This window comes from Hyalangium sp., from assembly GCF_035629615.1.
Classification (GTDB): Bacteria; Myxococcota; Myxococcia; order Myxococcales; family Myxococcaceae; genus Hyalangium.
Genome location: NZ_DASPHO010000273.1, coordinates 22,938 through 45,571, shown reverse-complemented (window position 1 = coordinate 45,571; position 22,634 = coordinate 22,938). Strand labels below are relative to the sequence as shown.

17 protein-coding genes are annotated in these 22,634 nt (G+C 67.3%); 9 read left to right on the top strand and 8 right to left on the bottom strand.

Going from position 1 to position 22,634, the window contains the following annotated elements:
- From VD972_RS13945 to VD972_RS13930, 4 genes are all read right to left on the bottom strand, one after another.
- Nucleotides 1-383 (bottom strand): phosphotransferase (locus tag VD972_RS13945; protein WP_324986643.1); only part of this gene is annotated, 383 nt, incomplete at its 3' end.
- A gap of 47 nt (nucleotides 384-430) precedes the next feature.
- Nucleotides 431-1,921, bottom strand: coding sequence for a hypothetical protein (locus VD972_RS13940; protein WP_324986640.1), 1,491 nt, complete (start codon nucleotides 1,919-1,921; stop codon nucleotides 431-433).
- Between the two features lie 153 nt (nucleotides 1,922-2,074).
- Entirely contained in the window at nucleotides 2,075-4,567 is a 2,493-nt protein-coding gene (locus VD972_RS13935; protein WP_324986637.1) for an ATP-binding protein, read from the bottom strand.
- Nucleotides 4,564-5,205 (bottom strand): MEDS domain-containing protein, encoded by a 642-nt coding sequence (locus VD972_RS13930; RefSeq protein WP_324986634.1) that lies wholly within the window; start codon nucleotides 5,203-5,205, stop codon nucleotides 4,564-4,566. Before VD972_RS13930 ends, VD972_RS13935 begins: the two co-directional genes overlap by 4 nt.
- Before the next feature lie 339 nt (nucleotides 5,206-5,544).
- On the opposite strand from VD972_RS13930, the gene VD972_RS13925 reads away from it, so the two are divergent.
- The 6 genes from VD972_RS13925 to VD972_RS13900 all read left to right on the top strand — a co-directional run bounded on the left by VD972_RS13925 (nucleotide 5,545) and on the right by VD972_RS13900 (nucleotide 12,737).
- Nucleotides 5,545-6,411 (top strand): class I SAM-dependent methyltransferase, encoded by an 867-nt coding sequence (locus VD972_RS13925; RefSeq protein ID WP_324986631.1) that lies wholly within the window; start codon nucleotides 5,545-5,547, stop codon nucleotides 6,409-6,411.
- Nucleotides 6,412-6,423: 12 nt separating this feature from the next.
- Complete coding sequence (gene hflX, locus VD972_RS13920; protein WP_324986646.1) at nucleotides 6,424-7,698, top strand: GTPase HflX; 1,275 nt, start codon at nucleotides 6,424-6,426, stop codon at nucleotides 7,696-7,698.
- An 81-nt stretch (nucleotides 7,699-7,779) separates the two neighbouring features.
- Nucleotides 7,780-8,838 (top strand): DUF6081 family protein, encoded by a 1,059-nt coding sequence (locus tag VD972_RS13915; RefSeq protein ID WP_324986628.1) that lies wholly within the window; start codon nucleotides 7,780-7,782, stop codon nucleotides 8,836-8,838.
- A 304-nt stretch (nucleotides 8,839-9,142) separates the two neighbouring features.
- Nucleotides 9,143-10,462 (top strand): cytochrome C, encoded by a 1,320-nt coding sequence (locus VD972_RS13910; protein ID WP_324986625.1) that lies wholly within the window; start codon nucleotides 9,143-9,145, stop codon nucleotides 10,460-10,462.
- 14 nt (nucleotides 10,463-10,476) lie between these two features.
- Nucleotides 10,477-11,538, top strand: a complete 1,062-nt coding sequence (locus VD972_RS13905; RefSeq protein ID WP_324986622.1) for a hypothetical protein — start codon at nucleotides 10,477-10,479, stop codon at nucleotides 11,536-11,538.
- A gap of 143 nt (nucleotides 11,539-11,681) precedes the next feature.
- Nucleotides 11,682-12,737 carry a hypothetical protein gene (locus VD972_RS13900; RefSeq protein ID WP_324986619.1) on the top strand — a complete coding sequence of 352 codons (1,056 nt, stop codon included), beginning with the start codon at nucleotides 11,682-11,684 and terminating at the stop codon, nucleotides 12,735-12,737.
- Nucleotides 12,738-12,989: 252 nt separating this feature from the next.
- On the opposite strand, the gene VD972_RS13895 is transcribed toward VD972_RS13900, so the two are convergent.
- Both VD972_RS13895 and VD972_RS13890 read right to left on the bottom strand, forming a co-directional pair.
- The gene (locus VD972_RS13895; RefSeq protein ID WP_324986616.1) at nucleotides 12,990-14,318 is read right to left on the bottom strand and encodes a DUF418 domain-containing protein; all 1,329 of its coding nucleotides are present in this window, start codon (nucleotides 14,316-14,318) and stop codon (nucleotides 12,990-12,992) included.
- Between the two features lie 173 nt (nucleotides 14,319-14,491).
- A complete protein-coding gene (locus VD972_RS13890) occupies nucleotides 14,492-14,851 on the bottom strand; it encodes a DUF1428 domain-containing protein (protein WP_324986613.1) in 360 nt (119 codons plus the stop codon).
- A gap of 263 nt (nucleotides 14,852-15,114) precedes the next feature.
- On the opposite strand from VD972_RS13890, the gene VD972_RS13885 reads away from it, so the two are divergent.
- Complete coding sequence (locus VD972_RS13885; RefSeq protein WP_324986610.1) at nucleotides 15,115-18,954, top strand: serine/threonine-protein kinase PknK; 3,840 nt, start codon at nucleotides 15,115-15,117, stop codon at nucleotides 18,952-18,954.
- A 56-nt stretch (nucleotides 18,955-19,010) separates the two neighbouring features.
- Here the strand turns inward: VD972_RS13885 and VD972_RS13880 are convergent, their stop codons facing one another.
- Nucleotides 19,011-19,631: a phosphoribosyltransferase family protein gene (locus tag VD972_RS13880; RefSeq protein ID WP_324986607.1), complete on the bottom strand. Its 621-nt coding sequence runs from the start codon at nucleotides 19,629-19,631 to the stop codon at nucleotides 19,011-19,013.
- Nucleotides 19,632-19,836: 205 nt separating this feature from the next.
- Here VD972_RS13880 and VD972_RS13875 point away from each other — a divergent pair, with 205 nt between their 5' ends.
- Nucleotides 19,837-20,724 (top strand): alpha/beta hydrolase, encoded by an 888-nt coding sequence (locus VD972_RS13875; RefSeq protein ID WP_324986604.1) that lies wholly within the window; start codon nucleotides 19,837-19,839, stop codon nucleotides 20,722-20,724.
- A 61-nt stretch (nucleotides 20,725-20,785) separates the two neighbouring features.
- Here the strand turns inward: VD972_RS13875 and VD972_RS13870 are convergent, their stop codons facing one another.
- Nucleotides 20,786-21,571 (bottom strand): haloacid dehalogenase type II, encoded by a 786-nt coding sequence (locus VD972_RS13870; protein ID WP_324986601.1) that lies wholly within the window; start codon nucleotides 21,569-21,571, stop codon nucleotides 20,786-20,788.
- 107 nt (nucleotides 21,572-21,678) lie between these two features.
- Between VD972_RS13870 and VD972_RS13865 the strand changes: the two genes are divergently transcribed.
- Nucleotides 21,679-22,575 (top strand): LysR family transcriptional regulator, encoded by an 897-nt coding sequence (locus VD972_RS13865; protein WP_324986599.1) that lies wholly within the window; start codon nucleotides 21,679-21,681, stop codon nucleotides 22,573-22,575.
- Nucleotides 22,576-22,634 lie beyond the last annotated feature (59 nt).

Genomic DNA, 22,634 nt, shown 5'->3' with positions numbered 1-22,634 from the left:
GGTGAGTGCGGCGTGACATGCGCCCAGAGCCGGCCTGGAAGGAACGTGAGCGCGCGCACCATGTGCTCGGTGCCGTCCACGCTCCGGACGGTGGTCATCGTCTCGCCGTTCACGCTCGGAACGGCTCGCGGCGTGGTCAGCTCGTGGACCTTCTCATTCAGGATGGCCAGGACACGGTGTTGCAGCTCGAGGGCGGCACGGGACTCGGCCGCGTTGGCGATCTTCAGCACCAGATCGCCGCCGGCGGTGGTCTTCAGCCGGAAGTTCTGGTCTCGCTCGCCGGGAAGGGGCTCGGCCTCGGCATCGACGCCATACAGCGCTCTCGCGAGCCGCCGTACCTCGGGCAGGGTGAACGTGGGGAGTGGATGCGTGACTTGAACCATTGTCGAAGCATAGCGGTTTGCGCGCACCGCCTCCTGGCGCTCCCGCGTTACTCGAGGACCAGGGCTCCACCGACGGGCGCGGCGTAGCGCAGCCGCCGGACGGGAGCGCCCGGGGGACAGCCTTGGGGCCCACAGAGGTGGATGTTCAGCCCCTGGCAGGCGGCCGTGGTGCGCACCACGTAGCCAAGAGAGGGCGGAAAGAGCGTGGTGTGGTTCTCCAGGAAGACAGTGCCCCGAGCTTCCTCGCACAGGCGGCGGATGACCCCCTGCTGCGCCGCAAGTGGGGTGGAGTAGTGGATGCCCTGGGTGCCTCCGCGCTCGCGGGCGTAGCCCATCCAGGCCACGTTCACGAGGAACTGCAGCCCCGCCCCCATCAGCACGACGAGCGTCGCCACGGTGGCCAGGCGGAGGCTCCGCGTGCGCAGCGCATACAGCGCGCCCGCGATGCCCGCCGCTACCACCCACCAGGTGGGAAACTGGTAGTGCGGTTCCCTGTTGAGGCCACGCACCGTGTAGAAGAGCGCGTAGCCCAGCCACACCGCGAGCGCGAGCCCTGCCACCCGACGCTGCTCTGGCTCCTTTGCGCGCACGGTGAGGAGCAGGCCCGCGCCGCTCACGGCGAGGAGGGCGGCCGTGCTCCAGCCCGCGTGCTCCAGCAGCCAGCGGCCCGTGCTGCCCACCCATTGCAGGAAATCGGGCCACGTATGGTCGAAGAAGTAGGCGAGCTGCCACGTCGTGGCTACGCGAGCGGGCTGGAGCAGGTGCTCGCCCAGCAGGGACCAGGTGAATGAACCCGAGGCAGACGGTGGGGACGGCGGGTGCGCTCGGAGGAAGCCGAGATAGGGCAGGTTGACCAGCAGCGCGACCGCGATCACAGGGCCGAGGGTGAGTGCCAGCGATCGAGGCTGGCGGAGGAGCTCGAGCGCCAGCACGGTGAAGGTGAGCGCCACCAGCGGCAGGACCATCAGGTGCGAAGAGATGGCGAACCCGAGCACCAGGCCGAGCAGGACTCTCCGAATCCAGCCCAGGGGGCCTGGGAGGCCCAGCAACACCACGGTCCAGGACGCGAAGACGTTGACCATCTGGTCCCACGCCAGGCGCGACCAGAAGAACTGATAGGGGGAGGCGGCCACGAGTGCCAGCATCGCGGCGAGCAACAGGGCGTCTCCCCGGAAGACCCGGGTCAGCGCCAGCGCGACCGCCCCGTGCGCGAGCGTCACGGTGATGCACATGGCGAGGATGCTCGCCTGAGGGGCATCGCCGAAGAGCCGGTGGACGACGCCGTAGAACCACAGGACGGTGGGCCCGTAGGTGGTGCCCTGCGTCCCCTGGATCGGCGAGGCGGAGACCCAGTGGCCGGTACGGAGCTGCTCGTTGGCGGCGGTCAGGAAGTGGGGCTCGTCGTTGATGAAGGAGACGAGATCGAAGTGAGCGAAGCGGTAGGCGAGCATCCCCAGTGCGGCAACGACCGCCAGCCCCTTCAGGAGCGCCAAAGGGGAGGCGCGAACGGACTGGAGCCGCTCGCTCAGAGAGCGCATGGGCTCACGCGCGGTGCGGGGGACGATGATGTGCAGCCGCGGCTGCTTTGACGCGCGGTCATGGAGCTCCTCGGAGCGAGCGGAGGCCAGGGACCCTTCCGCAGCTGCGGGTCTATACCCGCGAGGGGCTGAGCGCTTCAAGGCGGCCAGCGGTCACCGAACCGCGTGGAGCGCCACGGGCATGGACGGGCCGGTCAGCTGGTGGAGCGGAAGCTCGATGACGAAGGTGGAGCCCTTGCCCACCTCGCTCTCGACACGAACATGACCATGATGCGCATTGAGGATCTGTTTCACGATGTACAAGCCCAGCCCCAGACCGCTGATGTTCCTGCTCGGAACGGCGCGGGCGAAGCGCTCGAAGATCAGCTCGTGCTTGTCCTTGTCGATGCCTATTCCAAAATCCTGGACACTGATTCTCGCCGCGTGGTGCAGCGGCTCGACGGAGATCTGGATCGGGCGCCCCGCGCCGTACTTCATGGCATTGGTGAGCAGGTTGACGACGACCTGCTCGACCCTGAACCGATCGCACTCCACGCGCAGCGAATCCGTGGCGAAGACCTCTACCGAGCAGCGAACCTCACTCAGCTGATCACGCAGCCGCTCTACCACCTCGTGGACCAGGCTCGAGAGATCGACGGACTCGAAACGGAAGTCCAGCTTCCCCGCTTGGATTCGCGAGACATCCAGCAGGTCCTCGACGAGGTTGGTCAAGCGATCGACCTGGCGGGTAGAGATGGCCAGGACCCTGGCGAGCTTTTCGAGCGGAAGGCCCACCTGCTCCTCCGGCTTGATCTTCCGCTGGGTCATCTGGAGCTGCATCTTCAAGGAGGTGATCGGAGTCTTGAGCTCATGAGAAGCGATGGACAGGAACTCGTCCCGGGTTCGGACTGCTTCCCGCAGCGCCTGCTCGACCCGCTTCTGCTCCGAGATGTCCAGCAAGGTCCCCAGGAGACGGGCGGGGACTCCGGCGGCGTCGAAGAACACCTGGCCGCGGGCCGAGAGCCATCGAGTCGTTCCATCCGGCCAGCGGGTCCTGTACTCGACCTGGAACTCGACGCGGTCCTTGAATGCCGTCTGGAGTGCATCCTGAAGCCGGTCGCGATCCTCGGGATGAACCCGGCCCATGAACGCCTCCATGGTGCCGGGAAACTCGCCGGGCCCGTACCCGAAGAACCGCGCCGTTTCATCCGACCAGACATGGCGATCCGAGGTGATGTCCCAGTCGAAGACCCCCAGCTGCGCTGTCCGGACGGCGAGGTCCAGCCGCGCCGCGCTCTCCTTCAACGCCGCTTCCACCCGCTTGCGCTCCGAGATGTCCTGGATGAGCACCACGAAGCCTCTCACAGTCCCGTTCGGGTCGAGATCCGGCATGTACGTGAGGCTGGTATCGCGCGGCCTCCCATCCTGGTGAGGCGTCAGGAGCTCGCAGCCCACCTGTTGGCCGGAGAGGGCCGCCTCGAGGTATGGCGCCTGCAGCCGTGCGTTCTCCTCGCCCACGAGCTCTTCCAGCCGCTTGCCGAGGATCTCGTGCGGAGGCTTGCCGAACCAGCGCTCGTATTCTGCGTTCACGAAGCGGAACGTCCGCGAGGGGTCGACGTACGAGACCAGCGCCGGCAAGGTATCCGAGACCAGGCGGAGCTGCGCCCGGGCTGACTCGGCCAGGTCTCTCTCCTTCTTGGCCTCCTCGTAGAGTCCGACGTTCTCGATGGCGATGGCAGCCGTCTGCGCCAGCTGGGCGAGGATCACCTCGTCGTCCTCCGTGAACTCGCCCTCAACCCTGTCCGAGAGCTGGAGCAGCCCGATGTTCCTCCCATTCCGTCCCACCAACGGAGTGGCCAACCGGCCTCGGAGCGGCGGGGGAGCTGCGCTCAGGGAGCCGGTGCTGAGGCTCTCCGCTCGGTCCGGCTCCCTGGTGGTGCGGATGAAGGCCTGGTGGCAGCCGATGATCTCCCGAGCGGATTCGGTGATCAGCTGCAAGGTAGCGCTCAGGGAAGGAGCGGAGTTGATCGCGAGCGACGCTCGTGCGAGCCGATGCAGCTGCTGGCTGCGCCGCTGCTCTCTCTCGTAGAGCTGCGCGCGCTGTCGCTGGCTGCTCTCCAGCGCCAGCTCCGCCCACTTGCGCTCCAGCACGATGGCGGCCTGGTTCGCCGCGACGTTGAGCACCAGCCGCTCCGTCTCGAGAGGGAACGTCTCCCGCTTCGCGCCCACCACCAGGACGCCCAGCCGCTGGGCCAGCCCGATCGAGATGAAGGCGAGCTGAAGCGTGCCCGGCCCGAGCGGATGCGGGACCCCTTGCGCCACGGCGATCCGCAGATCCGACTGCAGCCTGGGCTCGATGCAACGGGATACCTGCCCCACCCGCTCGTCCGTCAGGAAGCCTTGCGGCGTGTAGCCGATCTCAAGAGGACTTCCGCCCGGCTCATTGACCCGGACATAGGCCAGATCCAGGCTAAGGGTGTCCGAGAGAACCTCGGCGAGGCTACCGGCGATCTGGACCGGAGCCTGCGAGGCCCAGATCGCCGGCAGCGTCGAGACGGCGACGATGTCGCGGGTGCACCGCCTGAGCGCCTGAATCTCGCTGAAGGCCGAGTCCATTATCGATACGTCCACGTCTGAGGTGATGACAAGCGACTCGCGAGCACTCATGCCCCGCGCTGATGGAGCTCTTGCAGGAACTCGTCCGGCTTCACGAAGAACGGATTCTCCTGCAGCAGACCCCCGATGATCACCATCGGGTGGGTTCGCATGATGTCCATCACCACGCTCGCGCTGTGCTTCGACAGATCGTAGGTACAGACCACCACGTCGTCGTATCTGGGCAGCACGTGGTTGAGGCGCGTCTCGTATTTCACGATGTCCTTCACGCCGGGCACGTCCTTCTTGCACGCCCACTCCATGTTCGCGACGAGGCGGGTCATCGGATAGCCCTGGCCTCGTCCTTCCTTGAGGACACCCTCGATGAGCTCCAGCATCGCGTCCTGACTGAAATGTCCCGGCTTGAGGTAGGCCTCCTCCCAAGGACGTACTTCCAGCTGCCCGGTCTGCTTGACCTGCGAGACGGAGATGCCTTCTTTCTCGAGCTGCTTCAGGTGCTCGGCGTGGTCTTGCGCATCCAGGACATGAAAGGCCTTCTCACCCGCCTGGAGGCCCTCCTTGATGAAGGGGAGGAGGACATCGTAGTACTCCTCGCGCGTGTGGAAGAAGGCGCAGGCGTGGCAGGAACGATCCACCACCGAACCGGCGAGCTTTACGCCGGGTCTTTTTCGGGTCGTAGACTGCTCCATGGGTGCCTCTTCGTGGGGGGGGAAGACCCACTCTCCCCGTGCTCTATCAATGAAGGGGGCACCCTTCGAGCAACGCATGCGGCAAGGGACCGAATTCAATTGACTAGTGAGCTTTCGGCTCCCGGGCCGGTAGGCAGCCAGGCTCGACCAAGAGCCGCACCGGCCCAGAAGATTTGCGCCTTCCGTCCACTGCTCAACGGTTGCACATCCTGGAGCCGCCGCCGCGCTGCGCGTGCGTCGACAGCACGACACCGCCGCGAACCGCGCCGCAGGGACGCAGTCTCGGCGGCACTACTGTCTCGCACTTCACACACCTGGGCCCCCCCTCCGGAGCCATGCATGGAAGAGACGATCAAGCAGTCGCAGAAGGTGACGCCCGCAGGACCCGCTGTCGCCGACCACGCCGCCTACGTCGGGGCCATCCCCGAGAACTATCACAGCGGCGTCGGGCCCTTCCTCTTCGAGCCGTATGCTCAGGAGCTCTCCGCGCGCATCGCGGCGTTCTCGCCGCGGCGCGTGCTCGAGACTGCGTGTGGCACGGGCCTCCTCACCCGGCGATTGCGGGAGGCGCTGCCGGGCGAGGCGCTGCTCATCGCCACCGATCTCAACGAGCCGATGCTCGCGGTCGCCAAACGGACCGTCGGGCCCGGCGCCAACGTGCAGTGGGCGCGGGAGGACATGACCCGGCTCCGTTCTGGCAGTGGCGAGTTCGATGCCGTGGTTTGCCAGTTCGGCATCATGTTCGTGCCGAACAAGCCAGCGGCAGCGCGCGAGGCGCTGCGCGTGCTCAAGCCCGGTGGACGGCTGCTCATGGCCACATGGCGGGCGGTCGCGGAGAACGAGGCGATACGCCTGGCACACGAGACGGTCAGCTCCTTGTTTCCGGGCGAGCTGCCGCAGTTCTACCTGACCCAGACGGGCCATGGTGATCCCCAGGAGATCACCCGGTTGCTTGTCAGCGCCGGCTTCGTCGACGTGCAGGCCGAGGTCGTTCAGAAGAGGTCCACGATCACGAGCATGCGCGAGGTCGCCGTGGGGCTGATCGAGGGCTTCCCGATCGTGGATTTCATCAAGGCGCGTGACCCGGCATTGGTCCCGGTCGCGGTCGACACGCTGACGGAGGCGTTAGGCAAGCACTTCGGCCAGGCGCCAGCAGAGGCCACGATTTCGGCGCTGGTAACCTCGGCGACAGCGCCGGACGCCTAGCGTCATCGCCCTCTGGCCTACTCTCTGGCCGCTGGCTACCGAGCAGCCAAGCGCACCGCCATCATCCTCGCCGTACAGCTTCCCCAGCAGTCCGATGCCGACGTTGCCGTGTCACTCTCGGAGCTCGAACAACTCGCGAGCGGCCTCGGCATCCGAGTGGTGCGCACCGTCATCCAGAAACGATCGGCGAGGACGTCACCGGCCCTCGTGGGTGAAGGGAAGCTTCGAGAGCTTGCCTCGCTCAGAGCCTCGGTTATCGCCGAGCGGGTCCTTGTCGACGGCGAGCTGAGCCCAGGCCAGCAACGAAACCTCGAGCTTGCGCTCGGCGTCGAAGTCCTCGACCGAACGGCAGTCATCCTCAGTATCTTCGAGCAGCGCGCACAGACGCGAGAGGCCCGCCTGGAGGTAGAGATCGCTCGTCTGCAATATGAGACGCCCCGTGTTCGCGATGACCACGCCATCGATGATCGCGAGGGAGGTGGCGGACGCGGCGGAAAGGGTCATACCAACGTCGAGCTGGCCAAGCAGCGCAACCGCGAGCGGCTTGCCGAGCTTCGGCGGGAGCTAGCGGAGGTGCAGGCGTCGGCGGCCACGAGGCGCATGCGCAGAAAGGACACGCTGCGCGTGGCCCTGGTTGGCTATACCAACGCGGGAAAGTCCTCCTTGATGCGAGCACTGAGCGGTAGCGACGTGCTCGTGGAGGACAAGCTCTTCGCGACGCTTGGCACCACGGTGCGTTCGCTGTCGCCGGCGACGAAGCCCCCCATCCTCGTCTCGGACACGGTGGGCTTCATCAAGAACCTGCCGTCCGAGCTCGTTGCCTCATTCCGCTCCACGCTCGATGAGGCGCATGAGGCGGGGCTCTTGCTCCTCGTTGTCGACGCCGCCGATCCCGAGTGGCGTGAGCAGCTTCGAGTCACCCGCGATACTCTCGAGGCGATCGGTGCGTCGGGTGTTGCGTCGAGAGTGCTCCTCAACAAGATCGATCGCGTTGATGCGGAGACGCGTGCGGCGCTTGCCCTGGAAGTGCCAGACGCACTTCAGCTCAATGCCTACGCGCCTGAGGACATCCGGCGTCTTCATGAAGTTCTCGTCACCTTCTTCGTCCGCGCCCCCCCCGGAGGTGCTCGAGCGCTGGAGGCGTGTGCTCTCAGGGGTCACGTCATGACATCGGAGTACAAGATCGGCCGAGGCTCCACAGAGAGGCCCGCGCTATGCTCACCCCCCAGAGGATACGTGAAGACATCCTGGAAATGGGTGGCAGTGCTGCTGGTGCTGGCGACTTGAGATGCGCTCCACTCGGTGGACCTCGCCGGGTGGCAAGGAAGGGAAGGAGCTCACCTATGCGGTCGAGAAAGGTGGTCCGCGATGACCAAGGAACAGCAAGCCACGCAGCAGGCCCCGATAGCAGCAGCCCCTCTCCACTCGCTCCTGGAGCCGCACCATACGGTCTGGGATCGCTTCGACGGCCCCTTCGTGGTGGGCACTCCCGATGCGCGGTGGACCCACTTCGTGGCCGGTTCCTTCGTTGCCAATGACGGCATTGCTGCCCCCTCTTTAGAGGGGCTGCGGGTGGTTCCACCTGGGAGGAACTCCACCACCGGCGAGCCGGCCTTTACCCTCTCGCTGGCTCCGGAGAAGGGTGAGAATGATCCTCCCGGGCAGTTCGATCACTGCAAGTGGTTGGCCTACACCACCCACAAGGCGTCCACGGGCTTCCCGGGCTTCGATGCGGTACGTGGCCAGGAACTCGCGTTCGAGACGTGGATCACCGGCCGGACGTTCGGCACGCGGGCCCACCCGTTCGGCTCGGCGGTGCAGAACGGCGACGATGATCTGCGCCTGGCGATGTTCGGCCAGAACACGCTCGATCTCGAGAGCTGCATCATCTTCAACTACATGTTCACCAACGAGCGGGTGTACGCGATCTATGAGCGCCTGGCCCTCATGCGGACACCGCAGCATCCCTATGCGGCCTTCACGTACTCCATCCCCGTGGCACAGCGGACCCCGGAGGCCATGCACCACGTGAAGATCACCTATGACCGGGCGGCGGGAGTGGTGCGGTGGCTCCTCGAGGACAAAGAGGTGTTCCGAGTCGACCGGATCGGCCGCCGCCTCGACTCGCGGTGGCTCATCACCGATCACGGTGGACAGGAAGAGGACGTCGAGATCCGCCAGCTCAACGGGGGCATGGGGATGTTCACCCTGCTCGATGCCTTCCAGGACGGTCGCGGCCTCGTGCGCCTCACGGGCAAGCCCGGCTACTACGTGCTCCCTTCAACGCAGGATGCAGCGGGGAGTGGCTTCGTTGACGAGAAGAGCCAGCTCAGCCACCGTGTCTTCGGGCAGGGAGCGGAGTTCAGGCTGCGGCAGTTCGTGATCTCGAGCACCCCGATCCTCTCCGCCTCGAGCAGCCGGGCGTAGCGTCAACGGACCGGCCAGGCTCAGGGGGAGTATGGAGGAAGGAGGGGGCGGACCCACGCTGTGAGTGTACAGGAGCAAGTATCGGCCGTCGGTCTCCTCGATGAAGAGTCGCGGCGCTCCAAGCCGCCCTGGGGTTCTGGCGATCCCTCCTCCTTGAGGATGCCTCGGACTTAGGGCACCGTGAGGGGCCCTGACGAGGGAACGGCAGGCTCACGCGCGCCTTCGAGGGCTTCACCCCATACCGGAGCAAACTGTGCAGAACGATCGATTCATCAGCCCGCGCGCTGTTCGAGGAGGGAAGTGGTTGCGCTCCTGCGCCTCCTTGATCCTGGCCGGTAGCCTGCTCGGTACCGCCGCGTGCAAGGACGACGAGAAGCCACCCGAGGAGAAGCCGCTCTCGGCCCAGGCGGAGAAGGGGCTCACCATCGCGCCGTTCGAGCTCGATGTGAACGGCCTCACGAACGCGGAGAAGGAGCGCATCGGTCTCGGCAGCTACTACGTGAACGTGATCGTCTGCCAGGACTGCCACCAGACGCCCTCGCCCAGCGGGCCGCCCAAGTACCTCAGCGGGGGTCTGCCCTTCCAGATCAGCGCCGCGGGCGACATCGTCTACGGCCGCAACCTCACGCCGGATCCCGACACCGGCATGAAGCTGACCGAGGCCGAGTTTGTCGAGGCCATGCGCACGGGCAAGGACTTCAAGAGCGATAACGCCTCCGAGCAGCTCATTGTCATGCCCTGGCAGACCTTCCGGTGGATGAGCGAGGAGGATCTGAAGTCCATCTACGCGTACCTGAAGAAGGTCCCCGCGGTCCGCAACCCGGTGCCCGACGATCTCAAGGGCGCTGCAGCGGCGGCGCGGCCGGTGCCCTTCCCCAGCTCGTACAACGATGGAGAGATCTCCCGGGCGCTGCCCGCGGAGAGTGACTCGGACACGCTCAACCAGGAGCGGGGCCTGGCGCTCCAGACGCTGGCGGATCCGCCGGGGCTCGCGAGCCTGAGCACCAGCGATCGCGCCCTGTACGCGCGCGGCAGCTACCTGGTGAACGCATTGGGCGACTGCAGCGGGTGCCACACCAACCCGCAGCGGGATCCCATGAACCAGAAGATCCCCACGGACAGGTTCCTGACGGGTGGGCAGAACTTCGTCGTGCCGCCGGGCCTCAACGCGCTGCAGAAGTACACGCGCTCCATGACGTCCAACCTGCTGGGCGCCAACAACGGCGCCATTCCCAAGCTGACCTATGAGCAGTTCAAGGCCATCATCACGACGGGCATGGTCACGCGAGGTTCGACGACCCGGAAGCTGGCGCACCCCATGTCCGGCATCGCGGAGGGGTTGAAGAGTGCGACCGAGGATGACCTGAAGGCGATCTTCACCTACCTCAAGAACCAGGTCCCGCGCACGGGCGCCGCCGACAAGCTCACCCAGGAGCCGGCCCGCTACTGCACCGCGGACACGGACTGCAACATGGCTGGGGGCGAGACGTGCAGCACCGCCAGCAATGAGTGCGTGGGCGCGAGCTGCACGGCGGCTGCGGACTGCGGCTCCTGCCAGACCTGCTCCACTGACAAGTGTGCGGCGCCAGCGGCAAACTCGGCCTGCCTCACGAGCGGGATCTGATTAGAAGAGCCGTCATGATGAACCTCGTCACTCTCAGTCGTCGGTCCTCTCCTGGGGTGAAGCAGCCCCTGTCCCTGGCATGTCTCTTCGCGGCGTGCCTCCTCGCGGCGTGCTCCTCGGGCACGCTCGAGCCTGATCCGGAGCCACAGCAGAACGTGGCCTGCGGGGATCTGCAGACGGGTCTGGAGGGGGGAGTGGTACCGCCCACGCTGTCGGCGACGGGGCTCTTCCAGGACATCCGGGCTCGGACGCTCGCACCGAACGTGCGGAAGTTCGAGCCCGCCTTCACCCTCTGGTCCGATAACGCGGAGAAGACCCGATACGTGCAGATCCCGGACGGGTGCCCCATCGAGACCAGTGACATGGATCACTGGGTGCTCCCCGTGGGCGCGCGGCTGTGGAAGGACTTCGTCGTCGACGGGAAGCTCCTCGAGACGCGGTTCATCGCGCGCTATGGGACAAGGCCCAAGGACTTCATCCTCGCGGCCTATGCCTGGCGCGAGGATGGGTCCGACGCGGACTATGTGCAGTATGGCGTCGTCAACGCGCAGGGGTCTACGCACAACATCCCAGCGGCCAAGAGCTGCACCTCCTGCCACAACTACCTGCCGGAGCGCGCGTTGGGCTTCAGCGCCCTGCAGCTCAACCACGACGGGGCCGGGGTGACGCTCAAGACGCTGGTGGCGGAGGGCCGGCTCAGCACCGCGGTGCCAGCGCTCAAGGTGCCTGGAGATGCCGTGGCGTCCAAGGCGCTGGGCTATCTGCACGCCAACTGCGGCAACTGCCACAACCCCCAGGGCATCGAGTTCAACAACCCGTTCACGCTCCAGCTCTCGGTGACCGACACGAGCGTGGAGGACACGGGGACCTGGAAGACAGGCGTGCGCGTGCCAGTGGAGAAGTTCGTCACGCCGGGCGTCACGATGCGCATCAGCCCGGGCAACCCGGAGGGGAGCTGCATCGTGCATCGCATGACGATCCGCGGGACGACGGAGCAGATGCCGCCCATCGCCTCGAAGATCGCGGACGACGACGGCCTCTCGGCCATCCAGGCGTGGGTCAAGACGCTGCAGTGACTGCACCGCGGATGCAATGTTCTGCTCCGACGGCCCGCAGTGTGTAAGGACGTGTGCCTTCCAGGAGGACTCAGCAACACGTTCCTCTTCTTTTTTGGCAGGCAGGTGGAATCCACTCGGGGCTGTTCGTGACAATGACGGTCATGAACGACCACGAGAGGATTCTCAGGCTGAGGCCGGCGAACGTTGTGGGCCGTTTAGGACAGGGCTCGACGCTGCCCATTCTCGAGCCGCGGCGGCTCGGGCGCGCGCTGCTGGAGCGGCGCGTTCCGTTGCTGTGCGTGCCGGTGCTGATTCCCCCCGTGATGGCGGGCTTGCTGAGGGCCGCGCGGGAGCTTGACGCCGTCATCGGCCTGAGCTGTCCGGCCCTCTATGAGCGCCCTGTCGCGGCGGAGGCCTTCATCACCGCTCTGAAGAACGAGGGGGAGGGGCTGCACCGCAAGCCTTTCTTCCTGCAGGCCGGTCCTCTCCGCTTGAACTCCTCCAGCCCGGCCGCTCTCGAGCAGGCCTATGCCGTGGCCTGCAAGCTGCTCGACGCTGGCTTCTCGCTGCTGTCGCTCGATGGCTCGCGGCTGGGGGTGGCCAACAGCGTCCAGGCCTGCCGGGATCTCGTGCAGGCCACCATGGGCAAGGGGGTGGCGGTGGAGCTCACCGCGCCTCGCAACGCCGGTGGGCGCACCTCGGCAGAGGGACTTCGCAACTACCTCCAGTCCCTGGAGAAGGCAGGGGCTCGCCCGGACTTCATGCGAGTGGGCGTACCACTCCCAGAGGAGGAGCAGCGCCATGACGGGCTCGATACTGCCCTCCTGGGCGAGCTCGCCGCGGTGGCCTCTCGCTTCGGTGTGGAGCTCACCGTCGCCGACAGGGGCCGCACATCCCACAGCGAGTTCGTCGAGTGGGCCCGGGTGGGGGCCCGCAAGCTGGATGCAGGGGATACGTTCTCGCGCATCGTGCTCGATGCGCTGCCGGAGGACGTGAGCAAGGGGCTCCTCGCCCATGCCGAGGAGACGCAGATCCCGGTGGCGGACCTGCTCGGCGCCTCCGAGTCCATCCTCCAGGGCCTGGATGCCAGGACACAGGATCGGCTCGAGGCGCTCTCCTTCGCTGACGCGCTGGCGCTGCTGGGCGCCCTGCGGGCGGCGAACTCGGCCACGGAGAGCATGTCCTGGCTCGTCGAGAACGGCCTCCACGCACACTGAGCATGGAGGGCTCGCAGACAGGCGTTGCCTGAGGCAGGATACGCTCCGGGGCGAGGCACACCTGGAGCAGACCTCTTCCCGTACAGCCCCTCGACACCTCTTGGTTGGGCGGTGCTCTTCATCCTGGGCGTGCCCGCCTACATCGTGCTTCAAGTCGTTGGCGAGGCGGGCGTCGAGTGGCTGAGCCGGAGACTCCGGGGGAGACGCCCGGGCTAGCGGCTCTGCTTCTCCGGTGGTCCAGGCCGTGCTGCTTCACTCCTTGGCGCTCTCGGGAGCCTGCAGCGCCCGGTCCTCGGGCAGGGAGGCCCTGCGCATGGGCTGCGCCTTGCCGTACGTCAGCGAGCGCCACACCCACTCGGCGGGGCCGAAGCGGAAGCGCGCCAGCCACAGCTGGCTGAGGAGGATCTGGAGGGCAAGAAGCGCCGCGGCCAGTGCCAGCTGCGCCGCCGACCCGAGCTTGCCCATGAGCCCCAGCCCGTATCCATAGAAGAGGAGCACGCCCAGCACCGACTGCATGAGGTAGTTCGTGAGTGCCATCTTGCCCAGGGGGGCGAGCACCACCAGCCGCCGGCGCCACGCGTCGCGCTGGGAGAGCAGGGTGATGCCCGACACGTAGGTGGCCGCCATCCCCAGCTCCGCGAGATGGCGCACCGGCCCCAGAGCCAGCGGCAGCCACGGGAGCGCCTCGGGGTTGATGATCTTGCGGGAGATGAGCTGCCCGACGAGTATGCCCACGCCGCTGGCGATGATGCCCGCCACCAGGCTCCACCCGAGCAGCCGGCGAAAGAAGGGCAGGTGCTGGGGCGCGTCGTGGAAGAGGCGGCGGCGCCCCGCCCACAGTCCCAGCAGGAAGCGGCCGACGATGACGGGCAGGAAGATCCTGAGCTGCTTGAACAAGTCCCCGAAGTAGTACGCCGCGCCTATCCGCACCGTGTCGAGCCAGGAGCCGTGCGAGAAGGCCTCCAGTACCTGGGCCCTGAGGGCGGTGGAGTGCTCGGAGGCGGCCTTCGCGGCCTCCGCGGCGCCTGGCGAGCCGAGCCACTGTGGCAGCCGCAGCGCCACGTTCCAGAGCGGGGGGCCGAGGAAGATGAGCGCGGCGGCCCAGAGGAGGAGGGTGCGGTCCGTACGCCTGTAGAACAGCAGCAGCGTGAAGCCCAGCAAGGTGTACGTGCTGACGATGTCACCCTGGAAGAGGAGGAAGAGGTGCGCGAGGCCGAGGCCCAGCCCCACCACCAGCCGCCGCGTGTAGAGCGGGACGACGGAGATGCCGCGGCGCTCGGCGCGCCCAAGCTGCACCGCGAACCCCAGGCCGAACAGGAACGAGAAGATGGTGATGAACCGGCCGGCAATCAGCGGGCCAAAGGCGTACTGGATGACGGTGTCCAGCCAGGACGCGTCCTTGAGGAACGCGTCGAGCTGGGCGCGCGACAGGAACATGCGCCCGCTGAACCACAGGTAGACGTTGGCCACGAAGACGCCGCACAGCGCGAAGCCGCGCAGCGTGTCGAGGAGGACGACGCGCTCACCTGCGTCGACGGGATGGGCATTCGCGGCCGGGGGGGAGGGGAGGGGAGGGGACATGTCCGGCGACAAGGCTGCAAGCCCCATGCTCCGGTGGCCCGGAAGCGCCTTATCTGGAGTTCAAGCGCTTCGGTGTCCGTGGATGGGATTGCCGCGTCTCGCATCTGGGATTGTCCCCGGCTGTCCCCTTGGGCAACGGGCCCCTCGGGGCTCGCGCCAGAGCAGCGAGCCGCTCAGAGCTCGAGCAGCGTCTTGAAGCCGCCGTAGATCATCCGCTTGCTGTCGAAGGGATTGGACTTCGGGTCCATCATGGCGGTCATGCGCGGATCCTTCATGACCTTCTTGTTGATGCGATCGCGATGCGCGCGAGACTTGTACACGATCCACGAGAACACCACGGTCTCGTCCGCCTTGAGCTTCACGCTCTGCGGGAACGACGTGAGCTTTCCAGGTTTCACGTCATCACCGACGCATTCGATGTACTCGAGCGCGCCGTACTCTTTCCAGACCTTCCCCGCCTTCAGGGCCATGCGGCGGTAGGCCTGCAGGTTCTTCTTCGGTACGGGTATGACGAAGCCGTCGACGTATTTCATGAATCCTCCTCAGCAAGGTGGGTATTTGGAACCCGGCGACTGGCTGGACCTGCGTCGCCGTGGCCCAGAACCTGCTCCAGGTCGAGTCGTCGCTCAAGTCTTCCTACTTCCTTTTATCGTCTTGCGAGCAGAGGCAGCCTCGGCCTGTCAGCTTCGGGGGCTCCGCCGTCCTTCACACGCGCGTCGGGCCGGCTGTCCAAACCGGGGGGAGTCACATAGGATCTCTCGGCGCACCTGCTTTCTCCGCGCTACACCCGAATCGAATGAATCCGCTTTCCACGCCGGAGTTTCGCGGGAACTCCCGGTTCGCCCTCCAGCGCCGCCTGGGCGAAGGGGCCATGGGCATCGTCTACCTCGCGCATGATGTCGAGCGCGGCGTGCCCGTGGCGCTGAAGACCTTGAGCCGCCTGGATGCTGCCGGCCTCTCCTCCCTGAAGAACGAGTTTCGCTCGCTGTCACATGTGGTCCATCCGAACCTGGTCACGCTCCATGAGCTCATCTCGGAGGACGGCCACTGGTTCCTCACGATGGAGGTCGTCAGCGGCGTCAGCTTCTCCGTATGGGTGCGCACCGAGTCACCGGCACTCGCGGACTCGGACACGTTCACGGCGGCTCGCCTCGCGGATACGTCCCCCTCCCGGGATGAGGTGCCGAAGACCCCGGTCAGCTCCGGCAGCCTCGGAGCGGCGCTCGAGACGGGGGGGGAAGGACAGCCCATCCCGCGGACGCGTGCATCCGCCCCCTGGTGCGACCTCGGGCGGCTGCGGCCCGCGCTCCGGCAGCTCGTCCAAGGCGTCCTCGCCATCCACGCCGCCGGCAAGCTCCACCGGGATCTCAAGCCGAGCAACGTCCTCGTCACTCCCGCCGGCCGCGTCGTCATCCTCGACTTTGGTCTCGCCATCGCGCAGGACCCTCGCGGCGCGCGGCAGGTGGCTGGCACACCGGCGTACATGGCCCCGGAGCAGATCTCCGCGGGAGCGCTGACGCCAGCGAGCGACTGGTACGCCGTAGGGACCATGCTCTATCAGGCGCTCACCGGGCAGCTCCCGTTCACGGGCCGCCCCAGCACGATGCTGAGGACGAAGCTGTCAGGGACGCCGCCGCCTCCTTCCTCCCTGGCTGACGGCATTCCGGAGGATCTGGAGCTGCTCTGCATGGACTGCCTGAGCCGGTCTCCCGCGCGACGTCCCTCGGGGAGCGAGATCCTCCGCCGGCTTGACGGTGGAGAGGCCCGTGCAGAGACCGAGCCGGCCGCGCCGGACACCTCCCCCTTCCTCGGCCGGGAGGAGCCGCTCGCTCAGCTCCATCAGGCCTTCGAGTCGGTCCGGCAGGGCCACAGGGTGACCGTCTATGTCAGCGGCCGTTCGGGGATGGGCAAGACGGCGCTCATCCACCACTTCCTGGAGGAGCTTCACGGCCGAAGGGACACCGTGGTCCTCGCGGGGCGCTGTTACGAGCGCGAGAGCGTGCCCTACAAGGCGTGGGACAGCCTCGTCGACGCCCTGGTGGCACGCCTGGACGAGCTCCCCGCCTCCCAGCTGGCCGCGTTGCTCCCGGAGAACATCCACGAGCTGGCACGCATCTTCCCCGTGCTCCGAGGGCTCGGCGCGCTCCCCGAGCCTCCGGAGCAGCGCGCGCTCGATGAGCACCGGAGCGAGTCGCGGCAGCGGGCCTTTGACGCCCTCAAGGAGCTGCTCCAGCGCTTCGCCCAGCAGCAACGGCTGGTGCTCCACATCGACGATCTCCAGTGGGGTGACGTTGACAGTGCCAGGCTCATGGCAAGCCTGCTCTCGCCACCGGCGCCTCCGCTGTTGCTCCTCTGCAGCTATCGCAGCGAAGAGGAGGAGACGAGCGAGTTCTTCCAGGCACTCCAGCACCTGAGCGAGAGCAGGGCGCTGAACCTCGGCGAGCTGCGCAGGATCGAGATCGATCGGCTCTCCGTGGAAGCAGGCTCCCAGCTGGCGCGCACGCTCCTGGGACCGCACGGCTCGAGTGCGATGGAGCTGCCCACCCGGATCGCCCGCGAAGCGGACGGCAGCCCTTTCTTCATCTCGGAGTTCGTGCGGCACGTCCGCGCACGGGGGGAGGGTGCGAGTGAGGCGGCGCTCCAAGGACTCTCGCTGGAGAACGTGCTCCTGCACCGCGTGCATCAGCTCCCAGAGGAGGTCCGCCGGCTCCTGGAGATCCTCTCGGTCGCGACCCGGCCGTTCGAGCAAGGGCTGGCTGCGAGCGCGGCCGGGCTGAGCTCGGACACGACCACGGCCTTCGGTGTTCTCCGCGCCGAGCACTTCATCCGCACGCATGGAGCGAGGCCCCGCGATCTGGCCGAGCCCTACCATGATCGCATCCGCGAGACGGTGACCAGCGCGCTGGATGAGGCGCGGCTGCGGGACTGCCATCGTTGCCTCGCCGCCGTCCTCGAGACGAGCGAGGACACCGACCCCGAGATGCTGGCCGCCCACCTCGAGGGGGCAGGGGAGACCTCGCGCGCCGTGAGGTACGCCCTCCTCGCTGCGGAGCGAGCCGAGGCCGCGCTGGCGTTCGAGCGTGCCGCCGGGCTCTACAGGCGTGCGCTCTCCTGGGCCGCCCCCGATCAAGAGGCGCAGCTCCGGCTCCGGCTGGCGGATGCGCTCGTCAATGCCGGCCGAGGCGCGGAGGCAGCCCCTCTGCTGCTTGCAGCCGCTGAGGGGCGGCAAGCGGCCGAGGCGATCGAGCTGCGGCGCCGGGCTGCGGAGCAGCTCCTGGTGAGCGGGCACATCGATGAAGGGGCCCGCGTGCTGAGGGATGTGCTCACCGGGGTGGGCGTTGGGTACCCGAAGACGACCACTCGAGCCATCCTCTCGCTCCTGGTCAGGCTGGCCCACCTCCGGCTGCGCGGCACTCGCTTTCGCGAGCGTGCGGCAGCGGAGGTCCCCGCCGAGCAGCTCCTCCGCATCGACACTTGCTATTCGGCGGGCAAAGGCTTCGTGCTGGTGGACCCCCTCTACGGGTTCGTGTTCATGACGAAGGAGCTCCTGCTCGCGCTCGAGAGTGGTGAGCCCCGACGCGTGGCGCTCGGGCTCTGCCACTACGCCACGAACCTGGGAGTGCAAGGCAAGGCGACCGAGGCCCGGGCTCAGGGGCTCCTCGCACAGGCGAGGGACATTGGAGAGCGCCTCGACGATCCCTTCGTCCTCGGCACGGTCGAGAGCTGCCAGGCGGCGGTGGAGATGTGCCTTGGCCGGTGGAAGGTGGCGGCCGAGCTCGCCACTCGCGCCCGCGACATCTTCCGCACGCGCTGCACCGGGGCGTCCTGGGAGGTCCACACCGGCGTGGTCTTCCGCCAGGTGTCCCTGCTCTGGATGGGCCGGCTCCAGGAGGTCACCGGGCTCGTCCACACGCAGATCCGCAGCGCACTCGATCGCGGTGACCTGTACGCGGCAACGTACTCGCGGCTCCACACATGGTACGAGCCCATCGCAGCGGACGACGTGGCGCGGGCCAGCGCGGAGATGCGCGAGACCATCAGCCGCTGGTCCCAGCACGGCTTCCATCTCATGCACTACTGGGCCCTCTACGGAGAGGCCCACTATGAGCTGTACGCGGGTGACGCCGTTGCGGCGCGAGAGCGGCTGGCCCGGGCCTGGCCCGCGCTGAAGGCCTCGAACATGCTGCGCATCCAGTTCCTGCGGATCTTCATCACGCTGCTGCGGGGCAACACCGCCGTGGCCGCGGCCCATGCCCGGCAAGGCGGCGACCCGCAACGGCTCCTCAGGGCCGCGGAGGAAGACGCCGCGCGCCTGGCGAATGAGGGGACGGCCTGGGCGGATGCGACCGCATCGCTCCTTCGTGCCTGCATCCATGGAGCCCGTGGGCGCCCTGAGGAGGCCGTGCAGCACCTGGACGCCGCCATCCACGGCTTCGACGCGGCGGACATGGCGCTGCACGCGGCCTGCGCGCGGCGGCGGAAGGGGCAGCTGCTCGGTGGCGACGCAGGGCGGGCGCTCGTCGAGGCCGCTGATGCTCTGATGGGCGAGCAGGGGATCAAGAACCCCGCCCGCTGGACTGCGCTCCATGCGCCGGGCTTCGACGAGAGCCCAGGCTCGCGCGGCGAATCCTCGTAAAGGAATGTGCAACCTATAAGTTGATGACGTCTACCTCATGCCGCACGGGCTTCGCGTCAGACAGCGTCGGAGACCTTTTCGAGCACCGTGCCGGCTTTGCAGAGCGGGCAGTCGGCGGGTTTCCACAGGCTGAAGGACATGAGGGCGATGCCCTCCAATGCGAGGTGGTGGTCGGCGGCGAAATGGCTGGCAGCTTCGCCGAAGATGAAGAGGGCGCCGAGGGCGACGGGTCTGGCGCCACAGGTGAGGAGATCGGAGTAGGTGCCTCGCACGGCGGAGCCGGCGCTGATGGCATCGTCAACAATGGCGACGGAGCGGTCGCGGAGTTTTTCGCGTTCGGTCTCGGGAATGACGTATTGGATCGGGAAGAGGCCGCTGGCGTTCGGCGGCTCGAAGCGGTCGGCGTGGAAGTGAGCGATGCCGAGCTCGGCGGCGATGAGCTCGGCCAGCTTCGCGCCGCCGGTCATCGGGCCGCAGACGGCGTCGATGCGGTGCGCGGCGAGGCGGCGGGCGAGCTCGGCGGTGAAGGGTTCGAGCTGGGCGCGGTTCTCCGGCCGAAACAGCCGGTTGAGGTCGAACCAGCTCTCGCTGTGGTAGCCGGACTCCATCTGGAAGTGGCCGCGGCGACCGGCGAGCAGGGTGATCAGTTGTTCCTGCATGGGGTGGAGTTTGCCCACGGATCTCCGCGAATGAACATGACGGATTTCGCATTCACGCCAGCTGGGGCTCACCCACCTTGCGTCGGTGTACCGGGTGCCTCCCCGCGGTAGCTTCGGCGTCAGCCGTGGACCATTCAATTGTATGCTGCGACACGAAGGGGGATCATGCATCCCCGGGCGCCCGGTGACACGAGTGCTCCGAGCTGAGAGGAGATCGAACGACATGCAGCACTCCTACGCGGACATCAACGGCATCCGCATGCACTACGTGACGCACGGTGCGGGTGAGCCCATCCTGTTTCTCCACGGCGCCCCCGAGTACTGGGGCGTCTGGAAGCCCTTGATGAAGGAGTTCTCGAAGGACCACCAGGTCATTGCCCCGGACATGCGCGGCTACAACCTGACGTCCCAGCCCAAGGACTTCGAGCAGTACAGCATCCATCACCTCGTGGGCGACATCCGCGGACTGGCGGACCACCTGGGCCTGCGCAAGCTCACGCTGGTGGGCCATGACTGGGGCGCCCTGGTGGCCTGGGCCTTCTCGCTCTACCACCCGGAGTACGTCCGCCGCCTCGTCTCTATCAGCATGACGCACCCGGCCCTGTTCGATCGCGAGCTGCGCGAGAACCCACAGCAGCAGCAGATCAGCCAGTACATGCTGCTCTTCCAGGCCCCGGATGCCGGGACGACGCTCACGGGCGACGACTTCGCCTTCCAGCGGCAGAACGTCTTCGTGGAGGCCGGCCGGCCTGGCTCCGCGCTCACGGAGGAGGACGTCGCCGAGTGGTTCCAGAGCTGGAAGACGGGGGGCCTCACGGGCTCCTTCAACTATTATCGAGCCATGAAGCTCGGCCCTCCGAACGGACAATTCCCGGGCGGCAGCACCATCCTGGAGGGGCTCCCCCCGGAGAAGTGGAAGGTGAGCTTCCCCGTGCTTGTGGTGAGGGGAGACGGAGACTACTACGTCGTGCGGAGCGGGCTGGACGGTCTGGAGAAGCTCGCGCCGGATCTCACCGTTCAGGAGATCCCCGACGCCACCCACTGGGTCATCATGCAGAAACCGGATGCCGTCGGACTGCGCATCCGTGAATTCATGTCCACCCACGGCTGAGCCGCCCAGCGGGCTCTCTGACAGCGGCTTCGGGGTGGACTCAGGCCAACGGCAGCCGTGATCAGCTCGCGCGGACGAAGTCGACCAGGCCGCTCAAGTCGCCGCCCGCACCATCGGCGGTGACGCCCAGCTCTTCGCCGGCCGCGCCGGCGCGATTGACCCAGAAGGTGCGGTAGCCAAACCACCTGGCGCCCGCGGCATCCCAGCCAGCGAAGGGGACGAACAGGATCTCCTCCCGCTGCAAGCCGAGCGCATCCATCGCCATGCGGTATGCGCGCGGGTCCGGCTTGTAGCTCTTCACCCGATCCGTGCTCAGGACGTGCTCGAACAGGCCCTGGAGGCCGGCGTTCGCAATCGCCGCGTCCAGCATGGGGGGCGTGAAGTTGGAGAGGAACACGAGTCGCAAGCCACTTGCCTTCAGCGAGTCGAGAGCGGGCTTCACATCGGGCCAGGCGCCGAGCTCGAGATAGGCGTGCATGAGGCGGGAGCGGCGCCGCTCGTCGAGGTCGAGCTTCAGGGTTCTGGCGGCAAACACCAGTGCCTCCTGGGTCACCTGCCAGAAGTCCGCGTAGCGCTGTGCGGCGACGCGCAACCAGGTGTACTCGAACTGCCGGGCCCGCCAGAGCACGCCGAGCTCCGCGCCTCTGCCGGGAAAGAGCTGTTCGGTGAGTGCGAAGATGGGACGCGGATCGAAGACGGGGAAGGCATCGAAGGCGAGCGCCTTGATGCGCCTCCTGGTCGCCGCGACCCCTGGCGGAAGGCCCGTGTTGGCTGCACACGCCTCCGCGAGCAAGAGCGGAGGTGACAGCGCCGCCAGGCGGAGGAACTGTCTGCGGTCAGTTGACATGCGGTGAGCATGCGCGGGGAGGCGCTGTGCAGCCATCCACCAGCCGCGTATACTCGCCATGCGTCAGCGCATGGGCACGGTCCGCTGGCAGCTCGTGTGACGGAGCAATGCTTGACTGGGACGACCTCCGGATCTTCCTCGCGGTCGCACGCTGCGGCAGTCTCTCGGCGGCGGCTCGCGAGCTGAAGGTCAGTCAGCCCACGGTCGGACGGCGCATCCAGGCGTTCGAGCGACGCCTGGGGGCTAGGCTGTTTCGCCGGACGCCCGGTGGCTACGCGTTGTCGGCCGTGGGAGAGACGGTGCGCTCTCACGCAGAGCGCATGGAGCAGGACGCGCTGGCCCTGGAGCGCGCGGCCACCGGGCGCGACGCCGGGCTCGAAGGGCCGATGCGCATCACGGCGTCCGAGTGGCTGGCGGTGCGGGTGCTGGGCCCCGCCCTGGTTCCCTTCATGAAGCAGCATCCCGCGATCACGCTCGAGATCGTGGCGGACGTGCGCTGGCTGAGCCTTCCCAAGAGCGAGGCAGACATCGCCTTCAGGCCCGCCGCGTTCACGCATCGCGAGGTGTTCCAGCGTAAGGTCGCACGCATTGCCTTCGGCCTCTACGCGTCGGGCGAGTACCTCGCACAGCACGGGGTGCCCGATTTCCAGAACGCGTGCTCAGGGCACTCGCTGATCGCGATGAGCAACGGACAGACGCCGATCGCGGACCTGCCCTGGCTGGCGAAGATCGCGAGCAAGGCGCGAGTCGTCGCCCGCAGCAACGGGCGGGAAGCCCAAGCTGCCATGGCCGCCGAAGGCGGGGGCATCGCGTGTCTGCCTCGCCTCCTGGGGGACTCGACGCCGAACCTGCGCCTCCTGGCGCCGCCCACTCCGCCGCCCGAGCGCACGTTGTGGCTCGGGGTTCATCGCGAGACGCGCACGGTACCGCGTGTGAGGGCGCTGATCGCGTTTGCAACCCGCATGTTCCAGAGCCTTGCTCCCAGGCTGAATCCCGACGGGTGAGTCGTCTGCGTCGTGTCCAATGAGTGCACGGCTGCCGATGGGGCCGGCACGGGAGCCCT